Source organism: Niallia sp. 01092 (assembly GCF_052318935.1).
Lineage (GTDB): Bacteria > Bacillota > Bacilli > Bacillales > Cytobacillaceae > Niallia.
Map to the genome: position 1 here is coordinate 91,863 of NZ_JBQRKO010000008.1, position 15,549 is coordinate 107,411.

At 38.8% G+C, this 15,549-nt stretch carries 15 protein-coding genes; 1 reads left to right on the plus strand and 14 read right to left on the minus strand.

Annotated elements, in window-relative coordinates; genetic code table 11:
- The first annotated feature begins 295 nt into the window (after positions 1 to 295).
- On the plus strand, positions 296 to 2,041 hold the full coding sequence (locus ACTXGU_RS09395) for an ABC transporter ATP-binding protein (protein WP_443481251.1): 1,746 nt from the start codon (positions 296 to 298) through the stop codon (positions 2,039 to 2,041).
- Between the two features lie 105 nt (positions 2,042 to 2,146).
- Here ACTXGU_RS09395 and ACTXGU_RS09400 read toward each other — a convergent pair whose 3' ends face one another.
- From ACTXGU_RS09400 to ACTXGU_RS09465, 14 genes are all read right to left on the minus strand, one after another.
- Complete coding sequence (locus tag ACTXGU_RS09400) at positions 2,147 to 2,827, minus strand: type II toxin-antitoxin system VapC family toxin (protein ID WP_443481252.1); 681 nt, start codon at positions 2,825 to 2,827, stop codon at positions 2,147 to 2,149.
- A gap of 1 nt (position 2,828) precedes the next feature.
- Positions 2,829 to 3,032: a hypothetical protein gene (locus tag ACTXGU_RS09405; RefSeq protein ID WP_443481253.1), complete on the minus strand. Its 204-nt coding sequence runs from the start codon at positions 3,030 to 3,032 to the stop codon at positions 2,829 to 2,831.
- A gap of 344 nt (positions 3,033 to 3,376) precedes the next feature.
- Positions 3,377 to 4,423 (minus strand): ATP-binding cassette domain-containing protein, encoded by a 1,047-nt coding sequence (locus ACTXGU_RS09410; protein ID WP_443481254.1) that lies wholly within the window; start codon positions 4,421 to 4,423, stop codon positions 3,377 to 3,379.
- A 5-nt stretch (positions 4,424 to 4,428) separates the two neighbouring features.
- Complete coding sequence (locus ACTXGU_RS09415) at positions 4,429 to 5,121, minus strand: GTP-binding protein (protein WP_443481255.1); 693 nt, start codon at positions 5,119 to 5,121, stop codon at positions 4,429 to 4,431.
- The gene (locus tag ACTXGU_RS09420) at positions 5,118 to 6,098 is read right to left on the minus strand and encodes an ABC transporter substrate-binding protein (protein WP_443481256.1); all 981 of its coding nucleotides are present in this window, start codon (positions 6,096 to 6,098) and stop codon (positions 5,118 to 5,120) included. Before ACTXGU_RS09420 ends, ACTXGU_RS09415 begins: the two co-directional genes overlap by 4 nt.
- A gap of 475 nt (positions 6,099 to 6,573) precedes the next feature.
- Positions 6,574 to 7,152, minus strand: a complete 579-nt coding sequence (locus ACTXGU_RS09425) for a hypothetical protein (RefSeq protein WP_443481257.1) — start codon at positions 7,150 to 7,152, stop codon at positions 6,574 to 6,576.
- Positions 7,153 to 7,294: 142 nt separating this feature from the next.
- The gene (locus ACTXGU_RS09430; RefSeq protein WP_443481258.1) at positions 7,295 to 7,744 is read right to left on the minus strand and encodes a hypothetical protein; all 450 of its coding nucleotides are present in this window, start codon (positions 7,742 to 7,744) and stop codon (positions 7,295 to 7,297) included.
- 27 nt (positions 7,745 to 7,771) lie between these two features.
- Positions 7,772 to 8,737, minus strand: coding sequence for an ABC transporter ATP-binding protein (locus ACTXGU_RS09435; RefSeq protein ID WP_443481259.1), 966 nt, complete (start codon positions 8,735 to 8,737; stop codon positions 7,772 to 7,774).
- Complete coding sequence (locus tag ACTXGU_RS09440; protein ID WP_443481260.1) at positions 8,730 to 9,716, minus strand: ABC transporter ATP-binding protein; 987 nt, start codon at positions 9,714 to 9,716, stop codon at positions 8,730 to 8,732. The genes ACTXGU_RS09435 and ACTXGU_RS09440 overlap by 8 nt, the downstream gene beginning before the upstream one ends.
- 15 nt (positions 9,717 to 9,731) lie before the next feature.
- Positions 9,732 to 10,658, minus strand: a complete 927-nt coding sequence (gene opp4C / locus ACTXGU_RS09445; protein WP_443481342.1) for an oligopeptide ABC transporter permease — start codon at positions 10,656 to 10,658, stop codon at positions 9,732 to 9,734.
- A gap of 18 nt (positions 10,659 to 10,676) precedes the next feature.
- Positions 10,677 to 11,633 (minus strand): ABC transporter permease, encoded by a 957-nt coding sequence (locus tag ACTXGU_RS09450; protein WP_443481261.1) that lies wholly within the window; start codon positions 11,631 to 11,633, stop codon positions 10,677 to 10,679.
- A 65-nt stretch (positions 11,634 to 11,698) separates the two neighbouring features.
- Positions 11,699 to 13,372, minus strand: coding sequence for an ABC transporter substrate-binding protein (locus ACTXGU_RS09455; RefSeq protein ID WP_443481343.1), 1,674 nt, complete (start codon positions 13,370 to 13,372; stop codon positions 11,699 to 11,701).
- Between the two features lie 77 nt (positions 13,373 to 13,449).
- Positions 13,450 to 14,667 (minus strand): M20 metallopeptidase family protein, encoded by a 1,218-nt coding sequence (locus ACTXGU_RS09460; RefSeq protein WP_443481262.1) that lies wholly within the window; start codon positions 14,665 to 14,667, stop codon positions 13,450 to 13,452.
- Positions 14,668 to 14,690: 23 nt separating this feature from the next.
- Complete coding sequence (locus ACTXGU_RS09465; protein WP_443481263.1) at positions 14,691 to 15,422, minus strand: FadR/GntR family transcriptional regulator; 732 nt, start codon at positions 15,420 to 15,422, stop codon at positions 14,691 to 14,693.
- Positions 15,423 to 15,549: the final 127 nt, after the last annotated feature.

The window sequence follows — 15,549 nt, forward strand, 5'->3', positions numbered from 1 at the left end:
GCAAAACAATATACACGCTAGGTTAGAGATGATTTTCAATCGTTAAACGAAAAGGACTATCCAATGATTGCACAGGCAAAAGAAGATTTACCGTCCGGAGAAGAAAATTATGAACGTTTTAATTGGGGAAAAGAAGCGATTTTGCAGGGAATCATACAGCTTGGGAAAAATAAATAATAGAAATACGAAACTATTCTTTGCAAAAACATAAAGCTGAATGAATTAGTTCATATTCAATTCATAATTTAGACGTATACTCCTCTAGTAAGAAGATGTTTGAAAGGATGAATTTAAAATGTCAGAAGTAAAAAAACAGCCTGGATGGCGCCAATTTATTCGATTAGTACAGCAGACAAAGCCCTCTAAATTAATGATAGGCATTGCTTTATTATTAAGTTTAGGGACAACGGGTGTGAGTTTATTAGTCCCGTTATTTACAAAAAATCTTATCAATGATTTTTCTCTTCATTCACTAACTCCTGAAAGAATTATACTTCTTGTGCTTGCCATTATTATTCAAGCAGTGGTTAGCGGCGTTTCGATCTATTTATTAAATCGTATCGGTCAATCGGTAGTAGCAGGGATCCGCGACCAGCTTTGGAAGAAATTACTCCTACTGCCTGTATCTTATTTTGACGAACATCCATCAGGAGAAACTGTCAGCCGTATGACAAATGATACTGCTGTCGTAAAAGGATTAATATCGGAACATCTTTCTAATTTTATTACAGGAATTATTTCGATTATTGGTTCCATTATTGTGTTATTTGTATTGGATTGGAAAATGACTTTATTGATGTTTATATGCCTCCCGCTTTCCGCTGGCATTTTAATACCGTTGGGGAAAAAAATGCATCAAATCTCAAAAGGCATGCAGGATGAGACTGCAAACTTTACTACCGTACTTCAACAAGTGCTGACAGAAGTACGCCTTGTGAAAGCATCCAATGCGGAAAACTTAGAATATCAAAGTGGAAAAAAAGGTATTGCGAACTTATTTCAATTCGGCTTAAAAGAAGCAAAAGTGCAAGCGATGATTGCCCCGGTGATAGGCCTTGTGATGATGGTACTGCTTGTACTGATTTTAGGATATGGCGGCATGCGTGTTTCTTCAGGTGCGATAACTGCTGGAGCTTTAGTTGCATTTATTATGTATCTTTTCCAAATCATCATGCCAATGGCGCAATTAGCAAATTTCTTTACACAATTTCAAAAAGCTACTGGTGCAACCGAACGTATTAGTGCTATTTTGGATGCCGAAGAGGAAGCAGATGGTGAAAGACAAGCTCCAAATATGAATCAAAGCCTTCATGTAGAGAATGTACATTATCATTATCATAACAAGGAAGAAGTGTTAAAAGATATAAACTTTAAGATGGAAGCAGGCAAGGTCACTGCCATTGTCGGCCCAAGCGGAAGCGGCAAAACGACCCTTTTCTCCTTATTTGAACGTTTTTATCAACCGCAGCAAGGTTCTATTTCCATCGGAGGAAAGTCCATTCATGATTTCACCCTTCTTTCTTGGCGAAGTCAGATTGGCTACGTTTCGCAGGAAAGTCCGATTGTTGCCGGTACGATTCGGGATAATATTTGCTACGGGCTGGAAAGAAGCGTAACAGATGAAGAATTAGAAAAAGTAGCAAAAATGGCCTATGCCGATCAGTTCATATCAGAGCTTCCGAATAGATTTGATACAGAAGTCGGCGAAAGAGGTATGAAATTATCAGGCGGTCAAAGACAAAGAATTGCCATCGCTCGTGCATTCCTGAGAAACCCAAAAATATTAATGCTTGATGAGGCTACTTCAAGCCTTGACAGCAAATCAGAAAAAGTCGTGCAACAAGCATTAAGCAACTTGATGAAAGGCAGAACGACCATCATTATTGCCCATCGCTTATCAACTGTTATCGATTCCGATCAAATTATCTTCCTTGAAAAAGGGAAAATAACAGGAAAAGGTACACATGAACAGCTATTTAACACGCATTCCCTGTATCGTGAATTTGCGGAGCAGCAATTGCATAAGGTTAAACTAGCTTAATTCACCGAGAAAAAGTGTCAGGCACCACAAAAAAACATTTGTCCATTCATGGTGCCTGATACTTAAATCTTAAAAAATCTTTATAACACTATGTAAAAATAATAATTAACTTGATGAAGATAGTGGATACTTAGTATTAAACTCTGTATCTCCGATTTCTTTAATTAAGTAGTTCTTAAATTCTTTATCTAGCTTACTAAGAATTATCGATCCATTAAAACTATCATTCTTAACAGTGGTTGTATATACTGGTAGCTCATTAACTTTTTCCATATCACTATCTAAAGATAATAGACCTAGAGCCTCTATTCCAATAGCACTGCTTACAATTAATGAGTCCGCTGAACCTAAAGGAGTATAAATACTAATATCGAACGCCCTACGAACCTGTTCTTCATCTGATTCGACAATAATACATATATCTAAAAATGGTTCTATTAATTTTTTAGCTTTCTCATGATATGTTTGAAGAGTACTAGGGTCATTTTTTATTATATGTTGCCCCCATCTTCTACGATGACTACTCGGGCTAACACCACCACTTGAAACTTGATCACTAACATAGAATTCTCTTGCTAATCCATTAAGTAACTCCATAACAACTACTTCCGAAATACATAGTACTACTTTTTTGTATATCAGATACCTAATAAAAAGCAAGGTAGCTTCATGTTTCTGTGAATCCTTATATAGATATGAAATAATTATATTTGTATCAAGAAAAAAGATATCATCACCTTTTAAGGTAACGACATCTTTTCCGTAATCTTCACTATGGAATGGCATATTAGTGTTTACCCCTTAAATCATTAGAGATTTCTATCACATCAAAATTATGTTTGGTACTTAATGAACCACCAACATTAATTAATGCATTTGTTTTTTCTTTATCTTCATATTTTTTCTTAGCTTGTTCAAGGATGCTTTGTTTTTTCTTTCTAACTTTAGTTGGAGCGGTCATTTCCATGTCATCACTCTCCTCATTCACCATATTGTCACACCTCCTACTCACCAATTTTCCCTTAAATAAAAATCGGTATTCAAAGATATGTATGAATTCTTTATATTATTATACATTCTCAATTAATCATTATCAATATTTTCCACATCATCGGCCATTTTATATTCAGAAAGTTATAACAATTTTAACAAGGAGGAGGTAGGCAGCCATATTACAAAATAATATTTCCCTTGCCCATATATCGTATATCTATACACTCCATTACTCGAAACATTACTGTTTCGACCAGATTTATTCCAAACACTCCCTTTTCGAACACACTCTTTTAGTCCTTATGATTTCCAATCCATATTTCCTGGCACATACATCCATTATCATGATTCATTCATTTCAAATAAATTTTTCAAATCGACATCCAGTCTTTCACCAAAACGAATCCGATTGCGCAAGGCCATCATCTGATGATCCAAACGCTCTAGTTCCTCTAAAACCACTTTTTCCTGTGGGCTCGACTCAATCACATCATGGATTCCCCCATTTTTAATTACCACTCTCTTCCTGCCTGATAACGCTAAAATTGGATCATGGGTAGCCATAAGAACGATCTTATCTTTTTTCACTAGCAGCTCCAACGCTTTTTTCCGGTCAATTCCTGCGTTTTCAATTTCGTCGATCAGAACAATCGGTGAAATGCTTAGGAAAGCCGTATCAGCAATCATTAAAGCTCTAGACTGTCCTCCACTAAGCGATGTCACAGGTGTTGCAGCAGAAAATTCCTCTCCGGCCAGCCTATTGGCATGTTCAATAATCATCTTCGTTTTTTCTTCGGGATCACGCATCATTCTGCTTTCGGCATGCATTTTTATAAAGTCCTCTACTGTCATATCAACGACAAAGTTCATATTTTGCGATAATTGGGCCACTAATTTATGTTCAAGAGAAAACCTCCATTCACTAGGGGGTACTTGATTATTGATGAGAATTTTTCGGCCTGTAGGTGTATCTCCTTGCGCCATCCATTCCAGATCCGCTAAAAGCCTGCTCTTTCCAGAACCTGTAGGACCAACCACACATACAATTTCACCCGTTTTCATTGTTAAGGAAATCGTTTCAGGAACCCCTGCCTTATCTCGTCCTCCTATGATGGTAACAGAGTCCACTTTCATTGGATTACTCTGCTGAAGTTCTGTCATATGTACGAGAAAATATTCGAATCGCTGGATTAATTCGTTTCGATCCATTCCGATATCTTCTAGCAATTCACGATCAAGTCCTAAAAAATAATGTTGAAGGCTTACATCTGTTTGCGTCAACGGTAAAGCCATCGCAGAAAAAAATTCTTCAAAGTACGAATACTCCTCTAATAAACGGCTAAGCTGCCAATCTTTTATTTGCTGATAGTCCAATTTTTTCTTCTCCATCTGCTTCATTCCTGTCCAAAATTCATTTTCCTTACATTGCCCATTTGAAAATCATTTCCTATCTTAATTTCCCCGAGACAATACGAACAGAGCGCTGCTGGCATCGTAAACCTTAACCTTTTCCCATCTAATGTAGTTAGATCCTCATTTTCTAATAACAGTCGGCTTAACTCATAAACTCCTTGTCCCGTAATCCCGTTCACATGAAAAATAGTTGCCTTAGGATTTACTTGGCGAACGCGAAAAGCAAAAACTTCCCGTTCCGCTTGTGAGACAATATCGCCTTTGCTAATGACCACCAAATCGGCTAACTTCAGCATCGGGCCAATTTTTTGCGGTGTATTGATCCCCATTAAATTATCAATTACACAAACTGCTTTAATCTCTTTAATATGTGGGGAGCATCGGTTGCACAAACCAGCGCTCTCCGTCATTAATAAGTCAAATTTTTTGTTCATTCCCCATGTGATGCATTCCTCGATATTACTGACAAAATAATGATCAGGACATAGGTTTCCTGCCAAACCTACTTTTACCTCAAAACCAGCTTTTTCATATATAAGATGATCCTGTGTCGTTAAACAGTCGAGTTTAATCACTCCTATTTTTAATCCTTCTTCCTTTAATACTTGTGCCGCCTTCAAGATGACCGATGTTTTCCCAGAAGAAGGAGGGCCAGCTATCGTAACAACTTTCATTGTCTCCCCTCCCAGTAAGCCTTAAGAAAAACATCCTCCAAATGTTGAGCTAAGCTAGCAATATCATTTTCTTCAATAAAATCCCATCCAATCCATTTAAAGGTTGATCCCTCAGGTAGTTTATTGTCCACTAAAGGGTGATACGATGGAAAATAAGCATCAGAAAAAAATGCACCTACGTCTTTTTCTGCCAAAAATTTTGCAAGATTATTTACATCAGACTGCCGGCTGCTTTTCACCATCATCGTCATAGGATTTACAATGGCCCCGTCTTCCGGCCAAATCACGGCAACATCCTTTTTCGAACGCACAAGCTTAGAAAAGGAATAAGGGATGGCGCTGATAATAGGTGCTTCTGACTTGCCACTTCCAACCAGCTTTACCATTTCCGCAGGATGAAGACCTATTTTGGTCGCTCTTCCTAATTTACGAACGCCTTCTTCCCCATGTTCTTTATACATATTTAATAAAACCCCTTCACAAAAATCACTGTGTTGATGACCACGGATTGCAACAGAACGTTCATATTCAGGTCGAAACAAGTCCGCCCAATGACTTGGAAGAGGAATATCCTTATGGTTCGTTCGATCGACCAGCATCACGGTAGGATTAAAGCAAAGTATATTGTAATGTCCTTCGGGATCTTGCAATGGAAGGTTATCAATACTTGGGTTTAGCTCTTGACTTCCTACCGATTGGAAAAAGCCTTTATCGACAAAACGTTCTCTAAATTCTTTATGAAAAAAATAATTAAATCCTGGTGCAATCATAATATCAGGCATTTGATTTATCTCTTGACACTCTTTAAGGTATGGAAAAAAATCAAATTGTGTATTTGCATTTGATTTAACTAAATAACGAAGGTTTTTATTCTGTGTCCCCTCTACATAAGAGGTAATTAACGATTCAAACGGAACTTTTAGGGGACAAGGCAACAGCCCTATTAACTCATGTTCTTGTAATGTGGAAAGGTCCATACTTTTTTCCTCCTTTATATGGCGAAAATCATTTTTTGTACGTGAAGATATGCACAAAGTAAGTAGTAAAAATAAAAGCCACACCTTCATCTGGTGAAACTTTTTATGCTTATGGTTATGTCAAAATTTTCTGGAAAGAAAAGCTAAAAAGGGGTGTATTGAACTATTGGTGAAAGTGATTTTTTATCATTGTGATAAGTTCTTTATTTTCAATTATAAAGGATTTTGTTCACGTTCAAGCGCTCAAAAAATGAACATTCTTTGTATTCTGAATATTTAATAGAAATATCCTATATCAACATAATGAAACCAATCTCATGACCTACCACGTTGAACATTCCTAGCACACGAAGCAAAACCACCCGTGAGAACGGATGGTTTGCTCTACGGCTGAAAGCCTTTGCTGGCCAGACCTAAATGCCTCCAATTGTCTGGCCCCCAAATGGATATTTTTCCATTTGAGATGCCTGGCACTCTATTTTCTACTAAACAAGTAATATGCTGGATTTCTATTCTCACAGTCTTTTGCCAATATAGAAATATCGCAGTAGATAAAGCTGCCGTCGATTTTCACTTTTCCTTTTCTGCCTTCTTCCTCATACTTATCAGCTGAAAGAGATGGGTCCAAAATACACAGGGTGCTTCCTTTTGCCGAAACCACTGTAATATAATGTCCGCCGTGGCTGAAGACTCCCGTATACGCTTCTCTGTCTCCACCTGTATTAGCAATGGCCATGCCGCCGTTTCTCAAATGATCCAACAGCTCCTCAGCACTATTCGTCATTTTAAGATCCAGTCCGAATTTTTCTGCAACGGCTGGACCTAATATTATCATATCGGTTCCTGGCTGTTCATTCGCTTTTAAGGAGATGGACATCTCCAAGCATTCTTCTAATGGAAAGGAATCAAGGGTCAAGTTTTCTACAACCATACAGGAGCAGCACAATCCACAGCCTGCTGTTTTGACATTATCCTTTCCGGGGCCAAGCCCTCCCTTTAACGTGTTTGTAAGATAATGTATATGTTCATATTCTAATTGATTAAGATATAGCATATCGTTCCTCCACTATTTTTTACCTATCCGCTTCTTCTATCAAAAGCCTATTTCTTTCCATCCTTTTTCCGCAGGGGGTGCTGAGATTCCATTAAAAAAGTACTCTTCGAACATTCCCCCTGACAGCTGTATCCTTAAGCTGCTAAACCAGCTCATTTTTCAGCTTAATTTGTATCCATTCCGATTCACTATCACATGTATGACTATCTTCTCGAACGATGTTCCATTGACCTGAAATAATAGATGTTAAGCTTGCGATATCCTCTTTACTCATTTTCAACAAAGTAATCGTATTATATTCCTCTTTATAGTCTATCTCTACTATTTTGTTATATTTAAATTTCAACAGGTTTTTCAACCCATGAATCGATAAAAAACGAATTCGATAGCCGTTACTGATTGCTTTCTCCCAATCATTTCCCAACTCTTCTGCTAAACGGAGCTTTTGTTCTGCATCCACCTGTTCATCCAGCTTAAGCAAATGAAAATTTTTCTCTTTAAGCGCCAGTATTAAATCTTTATCGGCAATTCCATTGGCACGACCTTGTTCAATAAAAAGAGCAATTGGCTGGGATATGTCCACTTTATCCATGTTAAAATCCTCCCTTCTGCGTTAAGCCTAGACTAAATGACAGGCAACAAAATGCTGTCCGCCAACATTTCGGAATGCAGGGACTTCCTGCCTGCATATTTCTTTTGCCCATGGACATCTCGTATGAAATTTACATCCAGATGGAGGATTAGACGGACTTGGCATATCTCCACTTAAAACGATTCTCTCTCTTTTTAACGTAGGATCTGGTATCGGCACAGCAGATAATAAAGCCTTTGTATAAGGGTGGAGAGGATTCGTAAATAATTCATCTCTATCTGCCATTTCGACCATTGAACCTAAATACATTACAGCAATCCTCGTGCATAAATGCTCTACCACACTTAAATCGTGTGATATAAATAAATACGTCAGATTTTTTTGTTCCTGCAAATCGCTGAAAAGATTGATGATTTGTGCCTGAATCGAAACATCCAATGCGGAAACAGGCTCGTCTGCTACAAGAAATTCCGGATTCAAAATAATGGCTCTTGCTATTCCGATCCGCTGCCTCTGCCCTCCTGAAAATTCATGTGGATATCGGTCTATATGGTAAGGAGCCAATCCGCAAATGTTCAGTGTCTCTAAAACTCTTTCGCGAATTTCTTTTTTGGATGCCATTCCATGGTCCAGCAAAGCTTCTCCAATCGAATCGCCAATCCGCATTCTTGGATTTAACGAGCTGTATGGATCTTGAAATACAAGCTGCATTTTAGGACGAAGGCGCCGAAGCTCCTCTTTCGGCAGCATATGTACATTTTCTCCTTTAAATAGGACAGACCCTTCTGTAATATCCATCAGCCTTAAAATGGCCCGGCCAGTCGTACTTTTACCGCTTCCAGACTCTCCTACAATGCCAAATGTCTCTCCTTGTTTTATCGTAAAACTAACGCCATCCACTGCTTTAACTGGCGCTTGCTTCTTTCCAAAAAATCCAGTAGAAGTAGGAAAATATTTTTTTAGATTATCCACTTGAAGTAGAGCATCAGCCATTCTTATTTCCTCCTTCATACAGCCAGCAAGCTGCTTTATGTCCATTCTCATCTGCTTCAAGCTTTGGCTGCTTTTCCCTGCAAATATCCATGCAATGCTCACAACGGTCATGGAAGTAGCAGAATTCTCCAAGATCAACAGGGTTCGGCACCTGTCCTGGTATCGAATAAAGTCGTTTTTTCCGCTGATTAAACACAGGCTTGGATTTTAACAGGCCTTGCGTATAAGGATGCTTCGGATTTTTAAACAACTCCAAAACAGGCGCTTCTTCAATAATTTTCCCTGCATACATGACTACTACATAGTCTGCCATTTCGGCTACAACCCCTAAGTCGTGTGTAATCAGCATGATGGAAGTATGATGTTCTTCTTTTATTTTCCTCAATAAATCTAGAATCTGCGCTTGTATGGTAACATCCAGAGCTGTAGTAGGTTCATCTGCAATTAATAATTTGGGATTGCAGCTAAGGGCAATGGTAATCATGATTCTTTGCAGCATTCCTCCGCTTAATTCATGTGGATAGGCATTCATGATTTGCTCTGCTCGAGGAATTCCTACAGATGTTATTAGTTTAATCGCTTTTTGTTTTGCTTCTTTTTTGCTAACCAATGTGTGTTCCATAATTGGCTCGATTATTTGTTCCCCAATGGTCATTACTGGATTTAAGGATGACATTGGCTCTTGAAAAATCATGGAGACTTCGTTTCCGCGAATTCTTCTGATTTCCTTATCGCTTGCCTGCAATAAATTTTTTCCATTAAACAAAATTTCTCCGTTCACTACTTCACCAGGAGGACTAGCGACTAGTCCCATTAAGGATAAAGCAGTTACACTTTTTCCACAGCCGGATTCGCCGACTACACATACTGTTTCACCTTCTCTAATACGAAAGGTTACATCATTTACTGCTTTAACCGTGCCCTCTTCGGTATGAAAAAAGGTTTTTAAGTGTTTAAATTCTACAAGGGTATTACTCATCTTCTTCACCTGCACCTACCTTTTCGTTTTTGGATCAAGGGCATCTCTTAAGCCATCTCCCAATAAGTTAATAGAAACAACGGTGGCAAATATCGCGGCACCTGGTGGAATCCACAGCCAAGGACGCTTTTGAAAGTCGACAAGGGAGTTGGCTGCATCAATCATATTTCCCCATGAAGCTGTTGGCGGAACGACACCTAATCCTAAAAAGCTAAGAACAGACTCACTTAAAATCGCGCCTGCTACATTTAAGGTTGCTACTACTAGCAGAAGGGGCACCGTATTAGGCAGAAGATGATGAAACATCTTTCTTCTGTCTCGAAGACCAAGGACATCTGTTGCCAGCATAAACTCCCGCTCCCTAAGGGAAAGGATCTGACTTCTGACAAGACGAGCCAAGCTTGGCCATCCAAGTAAACTGAGCATAAGCATCACAATATAAATTCGATACTCAGAAGGAACTTTTAAATCAGAAAGAATGGCACCGATAATCACCAATAAAGGCAAACTTGGAATAGACATTAGTACATCTGCTAAACGCATGATAAAACTATCTACTATTCCACGGTAAAAACCTGATACCACCCCAAGCACGGAGCCAATAAGTACAGACAGTATCATGGAGGCAATGCCAACAGTCAGCGAAATTCGGCCCGCTAGCATCAGCCTTGTTAAAATATCTCTTCCCAGCTCATCTGTTCCAAGCCAGTGGTACATGCTAGGAGGCTGCTTCATCAGCTCCACGTGAATATTTCCTGCTGCATATGGTGAAAAAAGAGGGCCAATAAAACAGAAAATAAACATAAAAATCAGGAAAAACAGACCAAATACCGCCAGCTTATTTTTCTTTAATCTCTTAAAAGCCAGCCTCCAAGGAGACGAAGATGTTGTTCTCTTCTTTTGGAGCGGTTTTACGCTTTTTTGTATTTCTTCTATTTTCATATTCAATCGCGTTCCTCCTTATTTCATCCTTACACGCGGATCTGCCCAACCGTATAGCAAATCAGCAACTAGATTTCCAACAATCGTAAGCAATGCTAAAAACATCGTGAATCCCATTAATACAGGATAATCTCTTTCCCCAAGCGCCTCCAAATGAATATGCCCAGCCCCTGGCCAGTTAAAAATTTGTTCCGTAATAATGGCACCAGAGAATAGTCCTGGCAGCTCAAAGGCTAAAAGAGTGATAGCCGGCAGCAATGCATTTCTTAATGCATGCTTATATACAACGGTTTTTTCCTTTAATCCTTTCGCTCTTGCTGTTCGAATAAAATCTTGTCTAATCACTTCCAGCATATTGGTTCGAAAGTAGCGAGTTAACGATCCTACACTAAGCATGGTTAAAACGGTTACCGGAAGCACCATATGCTTCGCTACATCTACAACATACGAAAAGCCCGATGTTGCACTTCCTGTTTCAATCATTCCTGCAACTGGGAATAAATGAAGATCTACCGCTAGAAATTTAATTAAAAGTAAACCAATGAAAAAAGAAGGAAATGACATTGCAGCAAATACAAAAAAAGTAACGATTCCATCAAACCATGAATACTGCTTTGTGGCAGAAACTACGCCAACGAGGAGTGCAATAATCCATGTCAATACTAGCGAAGTAAAAGCGATGAGAAAGGAATTCCAAATATAATCTCCAAGCACATCCGTAACATTTTGCTGATATTTTAAAGAAAAGCCAAAATCTCCTTGCAGCATCTGGCCCACCCATATAAAATACCGCTCGATAATCGGCTTATCCAACCCGTACAATGCTCTTAATTCTTGTGCTCTCTCTGCTGTTATATTCTGATTCGAATCAACAAAATCACCTGGAACTAACGCAAATAAGAAAAATATTAAAACGGATACTCCAAATAAAGTTGGAATCATTTGAAGTATTCGTTTCATTACATAACGCGCCATCTTTTCCCTCCTTATGGTTAAATGCTAAAGTCAGTGCTTTTAGCATTTAACCCGTTCTGCCTCTATTATTTTTGTATTTCTGCTTTGCTTAAACTATTAGATATTCCATTAAATGGATTTGTCTTTAACCCTTCCATTCTAGCATTGGAAGCAAATAAGAATTTTCGATAGTATACATATAAAACAGGAGGATCCTCTGTTAACTCTTTATATAATTCGCCGTAAACTTCTTTTCTTTGATCCATATCCACCGTGCTTATGCCTTTTTTAATAAGCTCATCTGCTTTTGGATTATTGTATTTTGAAATATTATTCGGATTGTCCGATAAGAAATTTTTCGCATTATCGTGAGGATCGATGATCATGGAAGATTCAAAGAATGCTAAATCATAATCCCCTTTTTGGGTTTTATTGAATAATGCATTAGGATCGAGCAGCTCTGCGTCAAAGTCAACGCCCATTTTTTTATAGTTTTCAGTTGCCATGGCAATGATCGTGTCATTTAATGGCCTAGTTTTCGAACCGATAAACGTTACTTTTAATTTTTTTCCGTCTTTTTCTCTTATGCCGTCTTTTCCAGCTTTCCATCCAGCTTCATCCAACAGCTTTTTAGCCCGCTCCAAATCATAGTCGTATTTTTTTACATCCTTATTGGTATACGACCATAAAACAGGGGATGCTGGAACATCTGCAACTGTTGCATATCCTTGATAATAGGAATCTACTATTTTTTTACGATCTAGCCCGTAGAAGAATGCCTGCTTTACTTTGTTATCACGGAATAATTCATTGCTATTGTTAAAAGCAATATAACCATAAACACTTGCCTGTGATAAATCTATATTCGCGAATCCTAAGCTGCTTAGCTGCTCAAAGTTGTCTGGCGTTGCATCAAATCGCTCATAATCCGTTTCTCCGGTTTGGAATAATTGAAAATTTGTGTTAGGATCTGTTACTTTATAAATAAATTCTTCTGTATCCGGTTTTCCTTCATAATAATAAGGATTTGCCTTAAATCTTAATTCTTGTCCAGCAACATACTCTTCTAAGTAATATGGACCACTTCCTATAGGCTTTAGGAACGTCGTTTTGATATAATCTAAATTTCCTCGTTTATATTCTTTGCCGTAATAAGCCTTTGACAAGACCGGCCCGCCTAGCATCGTTAATGCTTGAGCGTTGACCTCTTCTGTTTCAATTTTAATTGTCTGATTATCGATTACATGAATTCCTTCTATCTTATCCGCTTTTCCTTCCTTGTAAGCCTGTCCTCCCTTAATATGTACAAGACTAATATCTGTTGCTCCGTCATATTTCGGATCGTGCAGCATTGTTAATGTAAAAGCTACATCCTCAGCAGTTAAAGGACTTCCGTCGCTAAACTTTAGATCTGGTCTAAGATGAAATGTATACGTTAAATTATCAGCAGAAATGTCCCATTTTTCTGCTAGCTGCGGATATGGTTTTCCTTTGTCATCAATATTAACCAGCGAAGAAAAGATCACACTGTTAATATTTTCATCCCAGCCATTTGAATAGAAATATGGATTAAACACGCCGCCTGGCTTTGTTGTCCCAGCAACAAATGTATCCGTTCTCTTCTTAGAAGCTGCCGGAATTTTAGAAATGTCAGCTGCCTTAATCGATTCATCCTTTTGATTGAGGGAGCCACCTCCATTATTCGTATTGCTTGCTGGGTCATCGCTGCACCCTGCAAGATATAATGCACTACCTAACATGGTTGCAAGTATTGCTTTAGAAAGCCTTCTCTTTTTTGCCAAAATGGTTCATCTCCTTTTATATGTTTAAATCATGTTTATTGGTTCCTTCTATGTAAATAATTCAAGGCAATTTGTGACAGCATTGCGATGCCGATGGGCAAAGCTTCTTCATCTAAATCAAACCTTTCATGATGCAGCGGAAATTGTGTAGACTCCTCTCCATTGCATACACCTAATCGAAAAATAACCCCAGGAATGGCATGTGTATAAAAAGCGAAATCTTCCCCGCCCATAGAAGGCTTTTCGTCTCCGCATTTGTCTGCCCCAAGTATTTGTTCAGACGCCTGATAAACGAAATCTGCCATTTGGTCATCATTTATGACAGACGGGTAGCTTTTTTCATAATGAAATGCATACTCTGCTCCATACATTTCCGCAATTCCTTTAATTACCTTTTCGATTTGATGAGGAATTTGCTCCCTCACTTCTGGATTTAACGTCCTTACTGTCCCAACAAGTTCTACCTCTGGGGCAATGGCATTTCCTGCAGTGCCGCCTTTAATCTTTCCTATTGTAATAACAGCCGCATCCAGCGGATTCGTTCCTCTGCTAATAATTTGCTGCAATGCTGTTATCATCTGTGCGGATATCGCAATGGAATCCACTGATTCATGGGGCCGTGCTGCGTGGCCGCCTTTTCCGATGATTTTAATCGTTATAGGATCTGCTGCTGCACAAGCTAAGCCTCTTGCTACAGATACTTGACCTGTCGGAACATTTGGGGCAACATGTAAAGCAGCTATCGCATCCACTGGCGGATTTAACAATACACCATCCTCCATCATCGCCTTTGCTCCCGCAAGCCCTTCTTCAGCAGGCTGGAAAATAAATTTTATATTCCCTCGTTTTGGCTTTCCTAATTTCGTTAAAAGCCTCGCCGTTCCCATCAAGATGCTTGTATGAGCATCATGCCCGCACAGATGTGCTAATCCATCATTTTTGGAACGATAAGGTACAGACTTTTTATCCTGGATAGGCAATGCATCCATATCTGCTCGAAGTGCAATCGTTGGTCCATCCTCTTGTCCGCGCAATAGACCAACAACCCCAGTCTTTCCTACTCCACTTTGCACCTCTAATCCTAGTGATTTCAGGTAGGATGACACAATACTTGAAGTTCGAATTTCTCCATATCCAATCTCCGGATGCTGGTGAAAATCCCTTCTCCAAGCCACTGCCTGCTCTTTTATTTTTTCTGCTTCCGCAAGTAAGTCAACGGCATTATCTTTTTTATTTTGCATATTTGGATTCATTTCTTCCTCCAGTAAATGAATGGTTATTTGTTCGATTCAAATACTCTCGTATGAACCTCACTTAATGTTTTACTGATATGTGCTTGCATAATGTCTCTCGCCTTTATTTCATCGCGCTCTTCAAAAGCCTGTATAAGCTCCAAATGCTGCTTATACGTATTGTTTGTTACTTCTTTGCTAAACGGAATTAAATCCAATACAGGATTCAGCTTGGTCCGAATTTTTCTAACAGCAGTTTTAATATGGGTATTCCGTGATTCCGTTCCAATCAGCAAATGAAACTTCACATCCAAGGAACGGAACATTTCCCTTGTACAATCTGCTTCCATGCTTTTATTTACAAGCATTTTCAAATAAGCAATATTTTGTTCGCTTATTCTCGATGCAGACAGCCTGGCAGCCTCAGGTTCTATAAAGGACCTGAACTCCAACAGCTCTTCCAAGGCATTCCAGTCGTTCTTTATTTCCTCAATTGTCCGCTGGTGTGCTTTAGATGTTACAGGCAGCACAAAGGTTCCACCTTTATTGCCAAGCCTTCTTTCAATCAATTCTTTTTTCTCCAGCTCTGCAATCGCTTCTCGTATCGAAAGTCTGCTTGCCTTAAAAATATTAGCAAGCTCCCTCTCAGGAGGCAGCTGTTCCTCTGGAAGAATCTCTTTTAAAATAATTGCTTCTTCCAACTGTTCTAAAATAAAGTCACTAACACGCATAGGCGTAACCTTTTGAAACTGAAAAGCATCAAGAGAAACTTTCATAAACTCCTCCATTTTTTATTTTAATGGTCTAAGGTTTGAACCTTAGATCAATATTATCATGATCAATTATTTATTGCTATCGTTTTCTGAAAATTACATAAAGAAGTGCCAGGCACCCCGAATGGAC

Coding starts and splice junctions, on each gene's coding strand:
- ACTXGU_RS09395 (WP_443481251.1), top strand. CDS start 296: ATGTCAGAAGTAAAAAAACAGCCTGGATGGCGCCAATTTATTCGATTA.
- ACTXGU_RS09400 (WP_443481252.1), bottom strand. CDS start 2,827: ATGCCATTCCATAGTGAAGATTACGGAAAAGATGTCGTTACCTTAAAA.
- ACTXGU_RS09405 (WP_443481253.1), bottom strand. CDS start 3,032: ATGGTGAATGAGGAGAGTGATGACATGGAAATGACCGCTCCAACTAAA.
- ACTXGU_RS09410 (WP_443481254.1), bottom strand. CDS start 4,423: ATGGAGAAGAAAAAATTGGACTATCAGCAAATAAAAGATTGGCAGCTT.
- ACTXGU_RS09415 (WP_443481255.1), bottom strand. CDS start 5,121: ATGAAAGTTGTTACGATAGCTGGCCCTCCTTCTTCTGGGAAAACATCG.
- ACTXGU_RS09420 (WP_443481256.1), bottom strand. CDS start 6,098: ATGGACCTTTCCACATTACAAGAACATGAGTTAATAGGGCTGTTGCCT.
- ACTXGU_RS09425 (WP_443481257.1), bottom strand. CDS start 7,152: ATGCTATATCTTAATCAATTAGAATATGAACATATACATTATCTTACA.
- ACTXGU_RS09430 (WP_443481258.1), bottom strand. CDS start 7,744: ATGGATAAAGTGGACATATCCCAGCCAATTGCTCTTTTTATTGAACAA.
- ACTXGU_RS09435 (WP_443481259.1), bottom strand. CDS start 8,737: ATGGCTGATGCTCTACTTCAAGTGGATAATCTAAAAAAATATTTTCCT.
- ACTXGU_RS09440 (WP_443481260.1), bottom strand. CDS start 9,716: ATGAGTAATACCCTTGTAGAATTTAAACACTTAAAAACCTTTTTTCAT.
- opp4C (WP_443481342.1), bottom strand. CDS start 10,658: ATGAAAATAGAAGAAATACAAAAAAGCGTAAAACCGCTCCAAAAGAAG.
- ACTXGU_RS09450 (WP_443481261.1), bottom strand. CDS start 11,633: ATGGCGCGTTATGTAATGAAACGAATACTTCAAATGATTCCAACTTTA.
- ACTXGU_RS09455 (WP_443481343.1), bottom strand. CDS start 13,372: ATGTTAGGTAGTGCATTATATCTTGCAGGGTGCAGCGATGACCCAGCA.
- ACTXGU_RS09460 (WP_443481262.1), bottom strand. CDS start 14,667: ATGAATCCAAATATGCAAAATAAAAAAGATAATGCCGTTGACTTACTT.
- ACTXGU_RS09465 (WP_443481263.1), bottom strand. CDS start 15,422: ATGAAAGTTTCTCTTGATGCTTTTCAGTTTCAAAAGGTTACGCCTATG.